Source organism: Nocardia sp. NPDC004722 (assembly GCF_053601505.1).
Genome location: NZ_JBSGBY010000105.1, coordinates 1 through 17,636 on the forward strand (window position 1 = coordinate 1; position 17,636 = coordinate 17,636).

Sequence of the window (17,636 nt, forward strand, 5' to 3'; positions counted from 1 at the left end):
ATCCGGGGACACGCCGCCGCACTGCCGGAACTGATTGCCGAATGATTGCTAGTTTGCAGGCCATGGCTCACGTCTGGCGCAGGACCGGTCTGCTTGCTGCCGCATTCGCGCTGCTCATCACGGGTTCCGCGGTCGCGGCGGCCGACCCCGGCGACCCGGCTCCCGAGCCCGGGTACTGCACCGGAGCCGAGCGCGAGGCCTCGCTCATGCGGGACCAGCAGCGGCTCCTCGCCCGGCTCGGCCACCTCACCCGGTTGAACGACTGGGGTGATGTGGCCGCGCTGGCGGCGGTGGGCTGGATGCTGCCGACCCATCTGCACGTGAACTTCGAGAACACCGGTCTGGCCATCGCCCGCCCGGAGGCCCTCTTCGAGAAGGAAGTGCGGTCGGGCAATCCGGGCATGGCGGTGTATCGGTCGGTCTCACACGATTCACTCGCCGCCCAGATCAATCCGTACGAGGCGAACTTCCCCTACGAGCTGATCGGCTGGGCGCACGGCATCATGTACACGCCCGGGGTGTATCCGACTTCGCCGGACCTGTGCATCAGCAAGAGCGACTGGTTCGTGCACGAGCAGGGCGTGCACACCTTCCCCGATTTCGGGTTCGTGGCCGAACCGCCCCGGGAGGACTACCTCGGCCAGAGTGCCGGGGACCTGTTCCCGCTGCCGACCCGGGCCTTCGGACCCACCCACGGCCGCTTCTGGGACGTGCACCTGTGGCTGGATCCGCAGGGCGGCCCGCCCGCCACCGGCATCGAGCGGCCCTTCGACTACGTGCCCGGCGCGCCGATGCCGCACGACGCCTTCTTCTTCCCGGAACAGCCGAACTATCAGGACGATTCAGCGCCCGGCCACACCGGCGACCACCACCACGACTGAGCGGCCCTACTGCTGGTTCTTCGGCCGCCTCGACCCGAAGTAGGGTCGCGCGCCCGGGTGGTCGAGCTGCCACTTGTCCGGCTTGCCCATCGGATACGCGACGGGGATCTGGTCGCCGATGGTGGGCCACTGGGCGGTGTCCCAGGCGAAGCGCCCGTACACCTCGTGCGCCACCACCGACGGCCCCGAGATGCTGCCGGTGATGGTGACGTACTGCTCGCCGGGGACGTTCGGGTGCGGGCTCACGCCGGTGAGGTAGAGGGTCCCCGATTCGAGCCCGACCGGTGAGCGCCCGCCGAGGAACCCGGTGGGGTCGCCGGTCATCCCGCGCCCGACACTGCCGGTACCGCGGCGGTAATACGCGATCGACGCGCCCACGGCGACGGCGACCATCAGGACGAGCAGCAGCTGGATGACCATGGACCCCATGCTAGGCGGGGCGGAGATCAAGCACGCTCGACCGGCTACTGCGCGGTGAGTTCGGACAGCCCCTGCTGACGGCGTAGCTGCCACACCGTGGTGCGCTTGGACTGCGAGCGCCCGTTGCCGCGGTCGATGAGGGTGCGATTGGCGGTGGTGAACACCAATTGCGCGCCCTGGGTGTTGGTTTCGGGGTTCTGGAACAGCTGAATGACGCTGTCGGCGGTCTCGGGGGTGAGTGCGGCGTCGATATCGTCCACGGCCAGCACGCCGCCGGTGTCGAGGGCGTCCAGCATGGGCGGCAGCAGCCGCAGCATGGCCAGGGTGGCGCTGGATTCGTCGGCGATGTCGAAGGCGGTCTCGATGCCCTCGTGTGTCAGCCCCAGGCCGACGCCGCGGCGGGCCACCATCCGGGAGTAGAGGGCGTCGCGCGCGGCGTAGAGGTTGGCGAGTTCGCGTTGCAGCAGGGTGACGGTGATGCCGTGTTCGAGGAACAGCTCCTCGGCGTAGTTCGCCGAGATGGTGCAGGACTCGATTTCCTTTGTGGTGGCGGCGATATCGGTGTCCAGGTCGCGCAGATAGTCCGCGTACATGGGGTCGTCCGAGGGCAGCAGCAGATCGGTGATGCCCAGGTCGGCGGCGCGCAGCAGAGTCAGCAGCCGCACCGCGTGATCGGTGGAGCGCGAGATGTGCGAACCCACCCGGTGCGCGATCTCCGACGGATCCGGTTGTCCGCATTGAACTTCCAGCAGCGACTGGAACCAACGGTAGGCCGGGACCAGCGGCTCGGCGTACAACTGCCCGGACAGGCTGAGCAGCAGCGCGTTCGGGCGCACCAGCGGCACCACCGCGCCCAGCCCGTAGCGGGCGGCCTCGAACATCGGGCCGATGCGGATGTCGTCGCCGGCGCGCTCGAACACCACCCGCTTGCGGTTGTGCGGGTGCGAGTGCAGCCATTCCGCGGCCACGTCGGCATTGTCGAGGCGGAAGCCGTAGGTGTACGGGCAGCCCTCTGCGACGAAGTTGGCGACGAATTCCGATGGGCGGTCGGAGAATCCGAGGTGCGGGGTGCGCACCGGACCGGAGTAGGGATCCCACCCGGTGACCGAATTCAACACGGCGTCGCGCATCTTCTCGAGCGCGTCGACGAGCCCGGTCTTGCCGGTGGCGGCCGCTCCGTACACCGCGGTGACCGGTGTGGCGATCGGCCCGCTACCCCGGGTGAGCCGCAGTTCCTGCGGCTCGGCGAGGGACCGATGGTTCGTCACCTGAAAACTACGCAACACCTTGGACATCCTGCCGGTAGCGGGCCGTAATTGCGACCCACCCTATGCGGGCGATGCCGGTCGGTCGCACCCGGACGGCAGGATTGACAGGCAACCCAACGGTTGCCTATTCTGAAACATGCAACCTCCCGGTTGCCTATGGTGATAGTGTGAGGTGTCTACGTGGACGATGTGTTCAAGGCACTTGCCGATCCGACCCGCCGCAGACTGCTCGACAGTCTCGAGGAACGCAATGGTCAGACCCTCGGCGAACTGTGCGCCGAACTGGACCTGACCCGGCAGGCGGTCAGCAAACACCTCGCGGTGCTCGAGGCCGCCAATCTGATTGCGACACAACGGCGCGGCCGCGAGAAGCTGCACTATCTCAATCCCGAACCGGTCAATGCCATCGCCGACCGCTGGATCAACCGCTATCACCGGGGGCGGGTGCACGTGCTCGCCGATCTCAAAGAAGCATTGGAGGGTTCCACCATGAGCGAGGATTTCGTCTACGTCAGCTACATCAAAACGACCCCGAAGCAACTGTGGCAGGCACTGACCGAACCGGCCTTCACCAAGCAGTACTGGGGCGCGACCTTCGACACCGACTGGCAGCCCGGCTCGGAAATGGTCTGGCACCAGCAGAATTGGACGGGTGCCAATCCCGGTCAGGTGGTGCTGGCCGCCGAGCCGTACACCAAGCTGTCCTACACCTGGCACACCTTCGACGAGACCTTCGCCGAGGCGATGGGCATGCCCGCCGAACAAGTCGCCGTGTGGGGCGCGGAACCCCGCTCCACGGTCACCTTCCAGCTCGAGGAGTTGGGCGAGATCGTGAAGCTCACCGTCACCCACGATGGCTTCCCGCCCCAGAGCACGGTCCTGCCGGTCATCAGCCAGGGCTGGCCCGCCATCCTGTCCAACCTCAAGAGCCTCCTGGAAACCGGTGCGACCCTGCCGCATCCGGAATTCACCGCGGCGGAGTAGCCGACCCGACCAGGTAAACCGGTTGGTATTGAAAGGTGGTCGCTGTCGCCGGGCTCAGCGCGTCAGGCCGTAGGCGCGGGTGGGGATGAGGCGCAGCATGACTCGGCGGTCGGCGACCATGGCGCGGCGGTAGTCGTCCCAGTCCGGGTGTTCGCCGCTGACCGCGCGGTAGTAGGCGACGAGTTCGTCGACGGTGGCGTCGGCGGGGTCGGCGGCGACGGGGGAGAGGTCGGCGGTGGCCTCGAGGACCGCGTAGGACCAGAAGTCGTCGCTGGAGATGTGCAGCGCGGCCCAGGGCTCGCGGAGGAGGTTGTGGTACTTCGCACGATCGGCGGTGATGGAGACGCGGACGATGCCGTCGTCGCCGGTCCAATGGGTGACATTGGACAGTTGCGGGCGGGTGTCGCGGCGGATGGTGGTCAGCACCGAACGGTGGTGGGAGCGCGCGAAATCGAGTGCCTTGGCGAGGTCCATGACAGCAGCAACCCGGGCGCTCGCGAGGGTGTTCCCGGACCCGGTGAAATCGTCTCGATAGTGTCGCGACGTGCGGGAATGTTGATCGAGCCTGTCGGTCGGGCGAGATAAAGTACCGGGGTGAGCGAATCTGGCAACGAGATCACCGCGGCGAGCGGGGACGAGCGGGTCGAGTGGCAGCGGCTGGCGGAGGAGGTCCGTGACCACCAGTTCCGCTACTACGTGCGGGACGCGCCGATCATCACCGACGGCGAGTTCGACGAGCTGTTCAACCGGCTGGTGGCGCTCGAGGACGCGCATCCCGATCTCCGCACCCCGGATTCGCCGACCCAGCTGGTCGGCGGCGGGTTCACCACCGAGTTCGCGCCGGTCGATCACCTCGAGCGGATGTACTCGCTGGACAACGTCTTCAATGCCGAGGAGATGCGGCAGTGGATCGCCAAGGTGGAAGCCGACGCCGGGTCCGACATCCACTACGTGTGCGAGGTGAAGATCGACGGGGTCGCGCTCAACCTCGTCTACGAGGACGGCAAGCTGGTGCGCGGCGCGACCCGCGGCGACGGACGCACGGGTGAGGACGTCACCCTCAATGCGCGCACCATCGAGGACATTCCGCACGAGCTGCTGCACAGCGACGACTTCCCGGTGCCGAAACTCCTGGAAGTGCGCGGCGAGGCGTTCATGACGCTGGCCGACTTCGAGGCGCTCAATGCCAGCATCGTGGCGGAAGGCAAAGCGCCGTACGCGAATCCGCGCAATACCGCGGCCGGTTCGCTGCGGCAGAAGGATCCGGCGGTGACGGCGCGGCGGCGGCTGCGGATGATCTGCCACGGGTTCGGGCGGCTGGAGGGCTTCGCGCCGGAATCGCAGTACGAGGCGTATCGGGCGCTGGCCGCGTGGGGGCTGCCGGTGTCGGCCCACACCGTGCGGGTGCAGGGCGCGGACGCGGTGGTGGATCGCGTGAACTATTGGGGCGAGCACCGCCACGATATCGAGCACGAGATCGACGGCCAGGTCGTGAAGGTCGACGAATTCAGCCTGCAACGCCGCCTCGGCTCGACCTCGCGCGCGCCGCGCTGGGCCATCGCCTACAAGTATCCGCCGGAGGAGGCGACCACCAAGCTGCTCGACATTCAGGTGAATGTCGGTCGCACGGGCCGGGTTACGCCGTTCGCGGTGATGGCCCCGGTCACGGTGGCGGGCTCCACGGTGGCCATGGCGACCCTGCACAATGCCTCCGAGGTGCAGCGCAAGGGCGTGCTCATCGGCGACACCGTCACCATTCGCAAGGCCGGTGACGTGATCCCCGAGGTGCTGGGCCCGGTGGTGGATGCCCGTGACGGGTCCGAGCGGGCCTTCGTCATGCCGACGCACTGCCCCGAATGCGGCACCGAGCTGGCCCCGGCCAAGGAGGGCGACGCCGATATTCGCTGCCCGAATCAGCAGTACTGCCCGGCGCAGTTGCGGGAGCGCGTCTTTCACGTGGCCGGGCGTGGTGCCTTCGACATCGAGGCGCTCGGCTACGAGGCCGCCGTCGACCTGCTCAAATCGGGCGCCATCGCCGACGAGGGCGACCTGTTCGCCCTCGACGCCGACACGCTGCTGACCACCACGCTGTTCACCAACAAGAACGGCACCCTGTCGGCGAATGGCAAACGCCTGCTGGAGAATCTGGAGGCCGCCAAGGAACAACCGCTGTGGCGGGTCCTGGTCGCCCTGTCCATCCGCCACGCCGGACCGACCGCGGCCCGCGCCCTGGCCACCGCCTTCGGCAGCATGGACGCCATTCGCGAGGCGTCGGCCGAGGAACTCGCCGCCACCGACGGCGTCGGCCCCACCATCGCCGCCGCGGTCACCGAATGGTTCACCGTCCCTTGGCATCTCGATATCGTCGACAAGTGGGCGGCCGCCGGTGTCCGCATGGTCGACGAGCGCGACGAATCCATCGAACGCAACCTCGAGGGCCTGTCCATCGTGGTGACGGGTTCCCTGCAGAACTTCACCCGCGACGGCGCGAAGGAGGCGATCCTCATCCGCGGCGGCAAGGCCGCCGGATCCGTCTCGAAGAAAACGGCTTTCGTGGTGATCGGCGACTCGCCCGGCTCCAAGGCGGAGAAGGCCGAGGAGCTCGGCGTCCCCATCCTCGACGAGGAAGGCTTCGCCAAACTCCTCGAAGGCGGCCCCGAAGCCGTCTCCGAGGACCCGAAAGCGGTTGACTGAGTACGACTCCCGACGGGTGTCGTTGGTGCGATGAGGATGGAGTTGTGGTGATGGGCGCGGGCGAACGCGACGGCGTAGTGATTCGGGACGCCGAGGTCGGGGATTTCAAAGCGGTCGGTGACCTGACCGTCGAGGTCTACGTGGGTGAGGGGCATGTGAACCCCGACAGCCTGTATGTCGCCGAGCTCGCGGACACGGCCACGCGCGCGGGATCGGCCGAGATCCTGGTGGCGGTCCGGGGCGAGGAACTGCTCGGTTCGCTGACCCTGGCCCGGCCGGGCACCGAGTTCGCGGATATCGCGCGGCCTGGGGAGATGGAGTTCCGGATGTTGGCGGTGTCCAAGCACGCGCGCGGGCTGGGCGTGGGAACGGCGCTGCTGGACCGGGTGATCGACACGGCGCGCGCGGAAGGCTTCGAAGCGGTGGTGCTCACCACCATGCCGACCATGCAAGATGCCCGTCGCCTGTACGACCGCCTCGGTTTCGTCCATGTCCCGGAACGTGATTGGCGCACCATGGCCGGAACGCCGCTGACCGTCATGCGCCTGACCGTCTGACGGATAGCCGTTCCCGGCGGGGTCGGTGGACCGGCTCGGCCACGGGGGCCGAGCCAGCCAACCTCGCGGGCCCGCAGATGAGGGGTACGGGCCGGGTCTGGGGTTAGGTGAGGACGCCGTCGATGCAGAGGGCGGCGGTGCGCCAGGTGTCGGCGGGGCGGTTGCCGTCGAATTTCCATTCCGAGATGGGCTGGGCGGCCTTCCAGAGCGTCGCGCCGCTGGGGACGCGGACTACCTGGTAGACGTCGTCGGTGCCGGGGATGAGCTGGTTGCCGACGCAGTAGTCGGTGTAGCTGGTGCCGGGTTGTCTTGCGCCGGGGCTGAATTGGCCAACGGGGGAGGCCACCGCTCCGGGGCTGGGGGCGGGGGTGATCGTTCCCGCCGCCTGGCCTGCGAACCAGTACGGGGCACCGGCGTTGGTGCCGCATCGGAAGGTGGTGCCGCCCGCGCGGACGGTGCTCTGCTCGGCGTAAGTCTTTCCGGCCCAGAGGCATCCGGCGCTCGGGCGGGACTTGCGTTCGCCGGGTTCGGCTTCGGCGGTGGCGGCCAGGGGCAGTCCGGCGACGGCCAGGGCGGCGATCGCCATGGGCGCGGCGGCCACCCGGCCCAGGCGGCGCACCTTTCCGGACTTTGCGGTGTCGGTGTCGGCGGCTGAGGTGTTCGGCAGTGTGCTTGCGGTGGAAGGCATTTCGGACTCCGTGGGCTCTCGTGGCGCGGGTCGGGTCAGCAGTGGCTGGCGAGGGCGGGGCAGACGGTGTAGCCGGAGCCGTCGTCGTTCCAGTTCTGCGTCCAGCCCGCCGGATTGCCCGCGCGGCCGTTGAGCGGTTGCGGCGCGGTCTGCGAGAAGTCGTCCACGGCGCGCGGATGCTGGTTCTGCAGAACGGGATTCATATCGGTGTGCATGTAGCCGAAGGGGTCGCTGTCGTGCAGGCCGGTGTGGTCGTCGCCGTGGGTGACGATGCCGCGCTGGCCGGGATTGCCGTCGGACTGCGCCGGGCCTTCCGCGCGCTTGGCGTCCGCGCCGCCGCGTTGCGGTCCGGAGTCGGACGTTGCCGCGCCGGTCGAAAAGCCGCCGCGGGACAGGGATTCCGCGGTGGCGGGCCCGGCGGCGAGGACCGCGAGGGCCGCGCCCGCGAGGGGGGCCAGGATCAGGCCGAGGCGGCGGACGGTGGGGCGTGATCGATGGGCTTGCTGCATGGCGACATTGCCTCTCTGCTTGCCGGTTCAGGTCACGTCGGGTGACTCATCTACTAAGTAAGACCGTAGATGACCTACGTAGTTGAATAGTAGGTAAACGCTGAGAATCTACTAAGTGCCTACGTAGATGACGGTGAACCGGCCCACAGTGCGGGTTTTCGCCAGACCAACCCCCGGCGAGTGTGAGCTCAGCCTCGGGCGTTGCCGGGTTCAGCCCCGGGCGTCGGCCGCGTCGTCGCCGCGCGCCGCGGCGATGAGATCCTCGCGGGCGCGGGCCACGCGGGACCGAATGGTCCCGGTCGGGCAGCCGCACACCTCGGCGGCTTCCTGATACGACAACCCCAGCACCTGGGTGAGGATGAGCGCTTCGCGACGTTCGTCGGTGAGCGCGGCGAGCATGATCTTCACCTCGGCGAATTCGAGCACGGCGGCATCGGCTCCGGCGCGACCGCGGTCGGCGGCCTCCTCCCAGTCCGCGCTCCACGACACCCGCGGTCGCGCCATGGCGGTGCGGATCTCGTCGACGCACACGCGCCGCGCGATGGACAGCAGCCAGGCGCGCGCGGTCGAGCGGCCCTCGAAGCGATGCAGGCTGCCGAGGGCTCGGAGGTAGGTGTCCTGGGTCAGGTCGTCGGCACGGCCGGCGTCGGTCCGGTGCGCGATGAAGCGCCACACATCTGTTTGGGTCGCGCGGATGAATTGCTCGGTGGCGCGCCTGTCACCCTGCGCGGCGGCCATCGCGAGCACATCGATCCGGGCATCATTGGACGCCGAGTGCACCGGCTCACCATAGTCGGATCCGCACGCCGACCGGCAAACTCGCTGACTGCCGACAATGTCACAGTGGGACCCGGGAACTTTGTGCCCCGAATATCCGACACCTTTCGACGTGAAGTGCGAAGTGTGTCAGGAAGCGCTGTCCGCGCGCATCGACGGCGAACCCGAGCCGGTGCCGTCGGCGCAGGTCGACGCGCATCTCGAAGAGTGCGCCGGGTGCGCGGAGTGGTACCACGCGGCGGTGGCCGCCACCCGGGGACTGCGTATGCGCCCGGTGACGCCAACCCCCGATCTCACCGACCTGATCGTGACCCGCGCGGTTGCCGAAGGTGTGCTGCCGGGCGATCGCGATGACCGGCTCGAGCGGCTGCGACTGTTGCTCGGCGCGATCGGCGCGGTGCAGTGCGCGCTGGGCATCGCGCAGCTGGCGGGTGCCGGAATGGGCGTGCACACCGACCATCTCGGGCAGTCCGGCGCGGGGCATCTGTTCAACGAGAGCACCGCGTGGAACCTGGCCCTGGGCATCGGCATGGTCTATTGCGCGCTGCGCACCCGCGCCGCGGCGGGCCTGATCCCGATCCTGGCCGGTTTCGCGGGCGTCGTCGGCCTGTTCGTGGTCCTGGACCTGGCCCGGCACGAGACCACCCTGGCCCGGGTGGCCTCGCATCTGGTGGTGGTCGCGGGGCTGGCGGTGGCGGTGCTGCTGCGCAGGCACCTGGACGGCGAGCCGGAGCGCGGCGGGCGCGAGCATCAGCCCGTCCCGGTGCCGCAGGGCGGTCGCGGTGGCCGCCGCACCTCACACCTGTCCCGGCACGACCCGGCCGCCTAGACGAAAGAGACTGTGACTGTGGGGAATTCGACACTGCTCGCACCCGCTCCCGAACGGGTGCGGCTGGCGGTGACCGGCATGAGCTGCGCCAGCTGTTCGGCGCGCGTGGAGCGGGCCCTCAACCGGCTCGACGGGGTGACCGCGGCGGTGAACGTGGCCACCGGGGTGGCGACCGTGGACGCGCCGCCGGAACTGGGCGCGCGCGAGCTGTGCGACACCGTGATCGCGGCCGGTTTCGGCGCGAGCGAGATCACCGGCGCGACACCGATACTCGACACCGAGCCCGAGGACCGGGCCGCCGCCGACCTGTTCCGGCGACTGCTGGTGGCGCTGCTGCTGTTCTTCCCGTTGGCCGATCTGTCGATCATGTTCGCGGTGGAGCCGAGCACCAGAATCACCGGCTGGCAATGGATTCTGCTGGGGCTGGCCGCGCCGATCGTCGGATGGGCGGCCGCGCCGCTGCACCGGCGTGCGCTGGCGGGGCTGCGGCACGGGGTGACCAGCATGGACACCCTGGTATCGCTGGGCATCACCTCGGCGACACTGTGGTCGATCGTCACGCTGCTGTTCCGGGACCGCGATCCGGCGCCGGTGCACGGCGTGTGGAACGCGATCCTGCACGCGGATTCCATCTATCTCGAGGTCGCGGGCGGCGTCACCGTCTTCGTGCTCGCCGGAAGGTATTTCGAGGCGAAGGCCAAGCGTCGCGCCGGTGGCGCATTGCGCGCCCTGGCGGCGCTGGGCGCGAAGGATGTCACGGTGTTGACCCGCGACGACCGCGAGATCACCGTGCCCATCGAGGAATTGACCGAGGGCGCGCGGTTCCTGACCAGGCCGGGCGAGACCATCGCCACCGACGGCCTGGTGGTGTCGGGGCATTCGAGTGTCGACGCCTCCGCCATGACGGGGGAGTCGACGCCGGTCGAGGTCGGGCCCGGCTCGGCCGTCACCGGCGGCACGGTGTCGCTGACCGGTCGCCTGGTGGTCGAGGCGGCGGCCGTCGGCGCGCAGACCCGGCTCGCGGGCATGATTCGGCTGGTCGAGGAGGCGCAGGCCGGGAAGGCGGGGCTGCAACGGCTGGCCGACCGCATCTCCGGGGTCTTCGTGCCGGTCGTCTTGGCCTTGGCCGCAGCGACTTTCACCGGGTGGATGGTGAGCGGCGCGGGTCTGGACGCGGCGATCGGCGCGGGCCTGGCGGTGCTGGTGATCGCCTGCCCGTGCGCACTCGGACTGGCCACGCCCACCGCGCTCATGGTGGCGTCCGGGCGCGGCGCTCAACTGGGTGTCTTCATCAAGGGGCACGACGCGCTCGAGGCCAGCCGGACGGTCGACACGGTAGTGTTCGACAAGACCGGGACGCTCACCGAGGGCGCGATGACCGTGGTGGCGGTGCACACCGTGGAGGGTGAGGACCGCGCCGAGATCATCGTTCTCGCAGCCGGTTTGGAGGCGGCCTCCGAGCATGCCGTGGCCGCCGCGATCACCGCGTACGGTCGCGCGGCCGGTGAATCACTGCCCGAGGTCACCGATTTCGTGGCGCTGCCCGGACTGGGCGCGCGCGGGCAGGTCGACGGTCGTGCGGCATTGATCGGTCGCGCGGCCCTGTTCGCCGAGGCGGGCGTGCCCATTCCTTCGGCGCTGGCGCGAGTGTTGGAGCGGGAGCAGCGATTCGGGCGCACAGCCGTGTACTTCGCGGTGGACGGTCGCGCGGTCGCGGTGCTCGCGGTTGCGGATACTGCTCGGCCGGGCGCGGCCGACGCGGTCGCGCGGCTGCACGGGCTGGGCCTGCGCACGCTGCTGGTGACCGGCGACAATGCCTTCGCGGCCCAGGCGATCGCCGACGAGGTAGGTATCTCCGAGGTGATCGCGGAGGTGCTGCCCGAGGGCAAGGTCGAGGTGCTGCGCAGCCTGCGCGCGCAGGGGCACCGGGTGGCGATGGTCGGTGACGGCATCAACGACGGTCCCGCCCTGGCCACCGCCGATCTGGGGTTGGCCATCGGGCGCGGCACCGATGTGGCGATCGGCGCGGCCGACATGATCCTGGTGCGCGAGGACCTGGCCGCGGTGCCCGACGCCATCGAGCTCGCCCACGCCACCCTGCGCACCATTCGCGGAAACATGATGTGGGCGTTCGGATACAACGTGGCCGCGGTCCCGGTGGCGATGGCGGGCCTGCTGAATCCGCTGCTGGCGGGCGGCGCGATGGCGTTCTCGTCGCTGTTCGTGGTGTGGAACAGCCTGCGGCTGCGGAACTTTCGGGGTCGGAGCTAGCGGCGGCGGGCGCTGAGCTGGTCGAGCATGGCGTTGTAGGCGGCCAGCTCATCGTCCTCCGGATACTCCTCCTGGTGCCGGTCGAACCGGGCCGCCTCCTTGCGCTCCTGCTTGGCCCACTGCGACAGCAGCGCGCCCACCACCAGCAGCACCGGCACCTCACCGGAGATCCAGGCCAGCGTGCCGCCGAGGCGCTGATCGGCCAAAAGGTCGTGCATCCAACCCAATTGGAGCTGCGGGTAGAAGTCCGCGCCGATGAGGGTGTCCGAGGACATCACCGCGACCCCGAAGAAGGCGTGGAACGGCATGATCGCGAACAACATGCCCAACCGGCCCAGATGTGGCAGCCGCTTGGGCCCGGGATCGATGCCGATAATGGCCCAGTAGTAGAGGTATCCGGTGATGAGGAAGTGGATGTTCATCAGCAGGTGCCCCCAGTGGAAGCGGATCAGCTGATCGAACAGCGGCGTGAAGTAAAGGCCGTACAGCGAGACCACGAAAATGATGAGCGACACGATCGGATTGCTCAGCACGCGGGTGAACCGCGAATGCATCAGCGACAGTACCCATTCGCGCGGCCCCGGCTGCCCCGCGCGCCCGGCGGGCGGTACGGCGCGCAGCAGCAGTGTCACCGGCGCACCCAGCACCAACAGCACCGGGATGAACATATTGAGCGCCATATGCGTCATCATGTGCACGCTGAACATGCCGTACCCGTACGCGCCGATACCGGAGGACGTCACCAGCAGCAGCGCCAGGCAGCCCAGCGTCCACGACAGGGTGCGCCAGCGTGGCCAGTCGTCGCCACGACGGTGCAGGCGGCGTGCTCCCGCGAGGTAGGCGGCGGCCAGCAGGATCGCGGCCGTGCCCAGGACGACGTCGAAGCGCCAGACGGTGAACAGCCGCCAGACATCCGGCGGATGCGGTAGATCGAAGCCCAGGAAGACCTGCAGCGCGGTGAACGAGCGGTTGGCGAACGCCGGTGCGGGCTGGATCGCCATGGCGACCGAAATACCCAGCCACACCACCTCGGTCGCCGCCGCGCTGGCCAAGACGGATGGGATGAACGGTGATCGGGATGCCGCTCGACCCAGCCACCAGATCAGTGCCAGGTGGGCGGCCAGCAGCAGTGCCGCGCCCAGCGCCAGCCAGGAGTAGCTTCCGCCGAATGCGCTGGGCGGGTCCAGGATCAGCATGAGCACCCCGGCCGTCGGGATCATGACGCCGATCGCCACGGCCACGATGATCCGGTACCGCCGCAGCGCGACCTGGAACCGCCGCACGCTCTCGGGCCCGCCGACGCGCCGCCACTGACCGAGGACGTTCCAGCTCACCCCGGCCAGCAGCGACAGCGCGATGGTGAACGGAATGACCGCGCCGGTCGCGTAGTCATGGTTGGGCCCCTCCCCGGCATTGCCGACCACCGCCGGTGAGATGACCGCCACCGCACTGATTCCCGCAAGCCCGAACAAGCTGTTCCACGACAACGTCAATCGCAACAGCACCGCCACCGCGACCGTCAGCACGGCCACCACCAGCCACGCCTTGGGCTTCTCGGCCGCCTCGATCAGCGGCGGCAGCGCCCGCAGTCGCACGGCGGTCCCGAGCGACATCCCTGCCGCGTCCGCCGCGGTGACCGGCACCAGCACAACCGCGCTCAACGCCCACACCATCGCGGCCCGTTCCGCGATCCGCCCCGCCGCATACCCATCCACCCCCATCCGCCCGCCCTCGGTAGGGGCGGCGCAGAACAAGGCGTAAACGAGCGACCCCAGCGTGAATCCGCCCGCCAGACAAGCGATCAACCGCAACAGGGCATACGTGGCAGCGGCCGCCCCGCCCGGATAGGACAGACCCTGGTCGAGATACGCACGATCCCCAACGGTGACGCTGACCGCGACCACGAGCGCCACCGCCCCGACCAAAGCCGCCCCGACCGACACCGTCACGCCCTGACCTCGCCCACCGGTCTGGACAGCCGCTACCTCGCCACCGCGTCGCTCACCGGCCCCGGCAAGTGCTGCCCCGCCGCCGGTTCGACTGCCGGTCTCGGAGAGGTCCATCGGTGCGTTGTGGTGGTCGCCGCTCCCGGACGGTGTTGTCCGACAGGCGTGTTGGCCGGGAAGCTCGGAGGACGGTGCCGCGTCATCAGGTCGCCCGGTGGGCCGGGACGAGCGCGACGAGCTGGGAGTAGAGCCGGTCTCGCTGCTCGCGGGTTCGGTCATCCGAGGGGATCCCTTTCTGCAGGGGTGGGTTCGGGCACTGCTCGCTCGGGCTGGGACTTGGCCCGGGCGGATTTCGGTGGGGCCGGTTCGGATTCGGGCACCGCCGGTGTTGGGTGGGACTGCGCCAGGCTGGGGTCAGGTGCGGCCGTCGCGGGTTCGGGGTCCGCCGACGTGGTGGCGGGAGGGGCTGTGACCAAATGGGGGCGGCCGGTGAGGGGGTGGTTGACGATGCGGCTGCGGACGCCGAACAGGGCCGCGACTCGGTCGGGGGTGAGGGTTTCGGTGGGTGGGCCGGTGGCCACTACCTCGCCGTTCGCGAGCAGGATCAGGTGGTCGCAGTAGGCGAGGGCGTGGTCGAGGTCGTGCAGGGCGGCCACCGTGGTGAGGCCGAGATCTCGGACCAGTTCCAGCAATTCGAGTTGGGCGCCGAGGTCGAGGTGGTTGGTGAGCTCGTCGAGCAGCAGTACCGGTGTCTGCTGGGCGAGGGCGCGGGCGAGGAGGGCGCGCTGGCGTTCGCCGCCGGAGAGGGAGGCGAAGACGCGTCCGGTGGCGTGGGCCAGGCCGACTCGTTCCAGTGCCGTGTGCACGATGTCCCGGTCGGCCGAGCTGTCGCGGCCGAACGCGCCCTGGTGCGGAATCCGGCCCATGGCAACCATTTCCAGCACTGAGAAGCCGTGGTCGAGGCCATGGTCCTGGGCGACGACCGCGGTGCGCTGCCCTGCCCGGCGGGCGCTGGTGCGCCACACGTCCTCGTCGCCTATGGACACCACGCCGCCGCTGGGCCGCAGTGCGCGGTACAGGCAGCGCAGCAGGGTGGACTTGCCCGATCCGTTGGGCCCGGCCAGGCCGGTGAACGAGCCCGGCGCGATCTCGAGATCCACGGCGCTCAGAATCGGCGCGGCATCGATCGTGACCCCGAGCCCGGTCACGGAGATCCTCACGCGATCCCGCGCATTCTCTTGGCGTGCTGCGCATTTCTCATAGTGCGCGGCTCCTTCCACGTCGCAGCAGCACCAGGAAGGCGGGCGCGCCCAGGGCCGCTGTCAGGATGCCGATCGGGATCTCGTTGGGGCGGTCCACGGTTCGGGCCGCCAGGTCCACCAGCACCAAGAAGATCGCGCCGAGCAGGAGCGAAACCGGTAGGGCGCGGCGGTGATCCGGGCCGACCAGCAGGCGTGCGGCATTGGGGACGATCAGGCCGACGAAGCCGATGCCGCCCGCCGCGGCGACCACTGTCGCGGTGAGCAGGGCGGAGACGACCAGCAGCCAGATGCGCAGGCGGTTCGGGTTGATGCCGAGCCCGGCCGCGGTGTCATCGCCGAGGGCGAGCGCGTTCATGCCACGGGCGAGGGCGGGCAGCACCACCAGCCCCGCCGCCACCGCGACCGTCGGCGCGATAAGGCTCGACCAGCTCGCGCCGGTCAGCGACCCGAGCAGCCAGAACATCACGCCGCGCAGTTCGGCGGGTTTGGCGCGCAGTTGCAAATAGCTCGTCGCGGCCGTGCCCAGGTACGACACCGCGATGGCGGCCAGCAGCAGATCCGCGCCGAGCAATCGCCCGCCCCGCTGCGCCAGCGCGAACACCAGCGCCAGACTCAGCAGCGCCCCCACGAAAGCGCTTCCGGTGACCCCGAATCCGGTGGCCGCCACCGCCGTCGTGGTCATGGCCAGCACCGCCCCCAGCGACGCGCCGGAGGTGACGCCGAACAGATAGGGGTCGGCCAGCGGATTGCGCACCAGGTTCTGCAGGCACAGTCCGGCCAAGCTCAGCCCGGCCCCCGCGACCGCGGCCAGCAGCACACGCGGCGCGCGGAAACTCCACACGATCTGATCGGTGAGCGGATCTGCGGATGCGCCGCCGAACAGATGGGCGCCCAGCACCCGCAGCACCTCCGAGGGCGAGACGCTGACGGTGCCCAAGGCGACAGCCCCCACGATCGCAACCGCCAGCCCGCCACACAGCGCGGCGACCAGCGGCCCGAAAGCCCTGCGAGACACCGGATGCGGACCGCCGGACGTCGGAGTCAGCCTGGACCGGCGCTCAGCCGCGCGGGTGAAGCGCATCGGCGATTTTCTCGATGGCGACGGCATTGAGGGGGCCGAGGTAGGGGCTGTCGGACAGGGTGATGAACTTCTTGTTCTTCGAGGCTGCCCACTGCGGGAACTTGGTGAACAGTTCGTCGGCCATCTTCGCCGCGTCCTCGTCGGCTCGGTAGCGGCCGATCACCACCAGATCGACCGGGCTCGCGGCCAGCGCTTCCGCGTTCACGTCGGCGAGTTCCTCGGAACTTTTGCCGCCGAAGGGGTTTCGCCCGCCTGCTCGGTTGATGACATCGTCGTAGATGCCGCCGCCGAAGACGGCGGGCAGTCCGTTGGAGTTCATCGCCGCCATGCCGGGGTAGACCAGCAGCACGTTGGGGCGCGACTGCCCGGCGACCCGCTGCTGGGTCGCCGCGATCCGATCCCGTTGCTGCTGAACATAATCCACCGCCCGCTGCTGTACGTCGAAGATCCGCCCGAGGGTGAGCAGCAGGTCGAAGGAGGCGTCTACGGTCTGGCTCTTGGCTTTCTCCTTGTCCGCGGCGGTGGCGTTCGGATTGCCGAGCGCGCAGTTGGCCGGATCCACGAACCCCGGGATTCCGGCCGCCGCCAGCGCGTCCCGGCTGATGGACCCGATCTTGTCGTCGAATTCGCCGTACCAGGTGGACACCACCAGATCCGGTTTGCGCGCCAGGATCTGCTCGCGCGGCACCGCACTGTTCTCGTTGAGGGTGAGCCCGCCGGTGGGCAGCGCCGCCACCGCGTCGGCCATGCCGGGCTGATCGGAGATGCCGTAGGACTGGCTGTTGGCCACGACGCGGTCCTGCAAACCGAGGGTGATGAAGCTTTCGGCCTCGGCGACCGACGCGCCGTTGGTGAGCAGCACCCGGCTGGGCGCCTTGTCGAAGGTGAGGCTGCGGCCACAGTTGTCGAGCGTGAGCGGATAGGCGGTCTTGGCGGCGGTCAGGGGAGCCTGCGAAAGATCGGCGGGCGCGGCGTCTTTCGTCGCGGTCCCACAGCCGGACAGCGCACCGGCCAGCAGGGTTCCGGCCAGCACGAACGCGGTGCCGAGGCGGCGGGGACGGGGTCCGGGAGCGAGGCGCGACGTCGCGCGGATTGCGGAGAGCACACCACAGCCGTCGGATTCCGGCGCGCTCCGGTTCCCGGCTGTCGAACAGATCACAAACCCGCGCCGCCGGGGAACCGGGCGAACCGATACCGCGACCCCTTCCGTTGGCCGCAACCGAGATCGGAGGAACCCGTGAGATTGACACCGCAGCCGGGGATGGGCCTGGTGGCCGAGAATTTCGACCCGGACAACGCCGAAGACGTTCAGCTGCTGCGCAAGACGGTCTACCGCGACAAGATCGTGTTGCTGCGCGGGCTGGATCTCGACGTCGCCGGATTCCTCGCGCTCGGCCGCCGATTGGGCACGCCGGAGGCGTACTACGAGCCCGCCTACCAACACCGAGGCGCAGGAATCCGCCTGGACC

General features: G+C 69.4%; 16 protein-coding genes and 1 pseudogene. 7 read left to right on the plus strand and 10 right to left on the minus strand.

Annotated features, from left to right (window positions below; genetic code table 11):
* The first annotated feature begins 62 nt into the window (after positions 1-62).
* A complete protein-coding gene (locus ACWELQ_RS13360; protein ID WP_452397301.1) occupies positions 63-881 on the plus strand; it encodes a hypothetical protein in 819 nt (272 codons plus the stop codon).
* 6 nt (positions 882-887) lie between these two features.
* On the opposite strand, the gene ACWELQ_RS13365 is transcribed toward ACWELQ_RS13360, so the two are convergent.
* Both ACWELQ_RS13365 and ACWELQ_RS13370 read right to left on the minus strand, forming a co-directional pair.
* Entirely contained in the window at positions 888-1,301 is a 414-nt protein-coding gene (locus ACWELQ_RS13365) for a hypothetical protein (RefSeq protein ID WP_452397302.1), read from the minus strand.
* 44 nt (positions 1,302-1,345) lie between these two features.
* Positions 1,346-2,569, minus strand: coding sequence for an AAA family ATPase (locus ACWELQ_RS13370; protein ID WP_452397303.1), 1,224 nt, complete (start codon positions 2,567-2,569; stop codon positions 1,346-1,348).
* Positions 2,570-2,749: 180 nt separating this feature from the next.
* Between ACWELQ_RS13370 and ACWELQ_RS13375 the strand changes: the two genes are divergently transcribed.
* Positions 2,750-3,553, plus strand: a complete 804-nt coding sequence (locus ACWELQ_RS13375) for an ArsR/SmtB family transcription factor (RefSeq protein ID WP_452397304.1) — start codon at positions 2,750-2,752, stop codon at positions 3,551-3,553.
* 54 nt (positions 3,554-3,607) lie between these two features.
* On the opposite strand, the gene ACWELQ_RS13380 is transcribed toward ACWELQ_RS13375, so the two are convergent.
* Entirely contained in the window at positions 3,608-4,027 is a 420-nt protein-coding gene (locus ACWELQ_RS13380; protein WP_452397305.1) for a PPOX class F420-dependent oxidoreductase, read from the minus strand.
* 120 nt (positions 4,028-4,147) lie between these two features.
* Between ACWELQ_RS13380 and ligA the strand changes: the two genes are divergently transcribed.
* Positions 4,148-6,247, plus strand: a complete 2,100-nt coding sequence (gene ligA / locus ACWELQ_RS13385) for an NAD-dependent DNA ligase LigA (RefSeq protein WP_452397306.1) — start codon at positions 4,148-4,150, stop codon at positions 6,245-6,247.
* 50 nt (positions 6,248-6,297) lie between these two features.
* Positions 6,298-6,804: a GNAT family N-acetyltransferase gene (locus tag ACWELQ_RS13390; protein ID WP_452397315.1), complete on the plus strand. Its 507-nt coding sequence runs from the start codon at positions 6,298-6,300 to the stop codon at positions 6,802-6,804.
* Positions 6,805-6,907: 103 nt separating this feature from the next.
* On the opposite strand, the gene ACWELQ_RS13395 is transcribed toward ACWELQ_RS13390, so the two are convergent.
* The 3 genes from ACWELQ_RS13395 to ACWELQ_RS13405 form a co-directional block, all read right to left on the minus strand.
* Complete coding sequence (locus ACWELQ_RS13395; RefSeq protein WP_452397307.1) at positions 6,908-7,492, minus strand: hypothetical protein; 585 nt, start codon at positions 7,490-7,492, stop codon at positions 6,908-6,910.
* Between the two features lie 35 nt (positions 7,493-7,527).
* Entirely contained in the window at positions 7,528-8,001 is a 474-nt protein-coding gene (locus ACWELQ_RS13400; RefSeq protein ID WP_452397308.1) for a hypothetical protein, read from the minus strand.
* 210 nt (positions 8,002-8,211) lie between these two features.
* A complete protein-coding gene (locus tag ACWELQ_RS13405) occupies positions 8,212-8,739 on the minus strand; it encodes a sigma-70 family RNA polymerase sigma factor (RefSeq protein WP_452397316.1) in 528 nt (175 codons plus the stop codon).
* Positions 8,740-8,890: 151 nt separating this feature from the next.
* Between ACWELQ_RS13405 and ACWELQ_RS13410 the strand changes: the two genes are divergently transcribed.
* Positions 8,891-9,607, plus strand: a complete 717-nt coding sequence (locus tag ACWELQ_RS13410; protein WP_452397309.1) for a zf-HC2 domain-containing protein — start codon at positions 8,891-8,893, stop codon at positions 9,605-9,607.
* An 18-nt stretch (positions 9,608-9,625) separates the two neighbouring features.
* On the plus strand, positions 9,626-11,878 hold the full coding sequence (locus ACWELQ_RS13415; protein WP_452397310.1) for a heavy metal translocating P-type ATPase: 2,253 nt from the start codon (positions 9,626-9,628) through the stop codon (positions 11,876-11,878).
* On the opposite strand, the gene ACWELQ_RS13420 is transcribed toward ACWELQ_RS13415, so the two are convergent.
* From ACWELQ_RS13420 to ACWELQ_RS13435, 4 genes are all read right to left on the minus strand, one after another.
* The gene (locus ACWELQ_RS13420; RefSeq protein ID WP_452397311.1) at positions 11,875-13,941 is read right to left on the minus strand and encodes a cytochrome c oxidase assembly protein; all 2,067 of its coding nucleotides are present in this window, start codon (positions 13,939-13,941) and stop codon (positions 11,875-11,877) included. The genes ACWELQ_RS13415 and ACWELQ_RS13420 overlap by 4 nt on opposite strands.
* 158 nt (positions 13,942-14,099) lie before the next feature.
* Positions 14,100-15,032 (minus strand): ATP-binding cassette domain-containing protein, encoded by a 933-nt coding sequence (locus tag ACWELQ_RS13425; protein WP_452397312.1) that lies wholly within the window; start codon positions 15,030-15,032, stop codon positions 14,100-14,102.
* Positions 15,033-15,081: 49 nt separating this feature from the next.
* Positions 15,082-16,101, minus strand: a complete 1,020-nt coding sequence (locus tag ACWELQ_RS13430) for a FecCD family ABC transporter permease (protein WP_452397313.1) — start codon at positions 16,099-16,101, stop codon at positions 15,082-15,084.
* 43 nt (positions 16,102-16,144) lie between these two features.
* Complete coding sequence (locus ACWELQ_RS13435) at positions 16,145-17,272, minus strand: ABC transporter substrate-binding protein (RefSeq protein WP_452397314.1); 1,128 nt, start codon at positions 17,270-17,272, stop codon at positions 16,145-16,147.
* A gap of 132 nt (positions 17,273-17,404) precedes the next feature.
* On the opposite strand from ACWELQ_RS13435, the pseudogene ACWELQ_RS13440 reads away from it, so the two are divergent.
* Positions 17,405-17,636 (plus strand): annotated as a pseudogene (locus ACWELQ_RS13440) (hypothetical protein); the annotation flags it as partial.

Excerpts from the sequence above, each read along its gene's own strand:
- ACWELQ_RS13390 (WP_452397315.1), top strand. The coding sequence starts at position 6,298 with ATGGGCGCGGGCGAACGCGACGGCGTAGTGATTCGGGACGCCGAGGTC.
- ACWELQ_RS13365 (WP_452397302.1), bottom strand. The coding sequence starts at position 1,301 with ATGGTCATCCAGCTGCTGCTCGTCCTGATGGTCGCCGTCGCCGTGGGC.
- ACWELQ_RS13405 (WP_452397316.1), bottom strand. The coding sequence starts at position 8,739 with ATGGCCGCCGCGCAGGGTGACAGGCGCGCCACCGAGCAATTCATCCGC.
- ACWELQ_RS13420 (WP_452397311.1), bottom strand. The coding sequence starts at position 13,941 with ATGGACCTCTCCGAGACCGGCAGTCGAACCGGCGGCGGGGCAGCACTT.
- ACWELQ_RS13395 (WP_452397307.1), bottom strand. The coding sequence starts at position 7,492 with ATGCCTTCCACCGCAAGCACACTGCCGAACACCTCAGCCGCCGACACC.
- ACWELQ_RS13380 (WP_452397305.1), bottom strand. The coding sequence starts at position 4,027 with ATGGACCTCGCCAAGGCACTCGATTTCGCGCGCTCCCACCACCGTTCG.
- ACWELQ_RS13400 (WP_452397308.1), bottom strand. The coding sequence starts at position 8,001 with ATGCAGCAAGCCCATCGATCACGCCCCACCGTCCGCCGCCTCGGCCTG.
- ACWELQ_RS13360 (WP_452397301.1), top strand. The coding sequence starts at position 63 with ATGGCTCACGTCTGGCGCAGGACCGGTCTGCTTGCTGCCGCATTCGCG.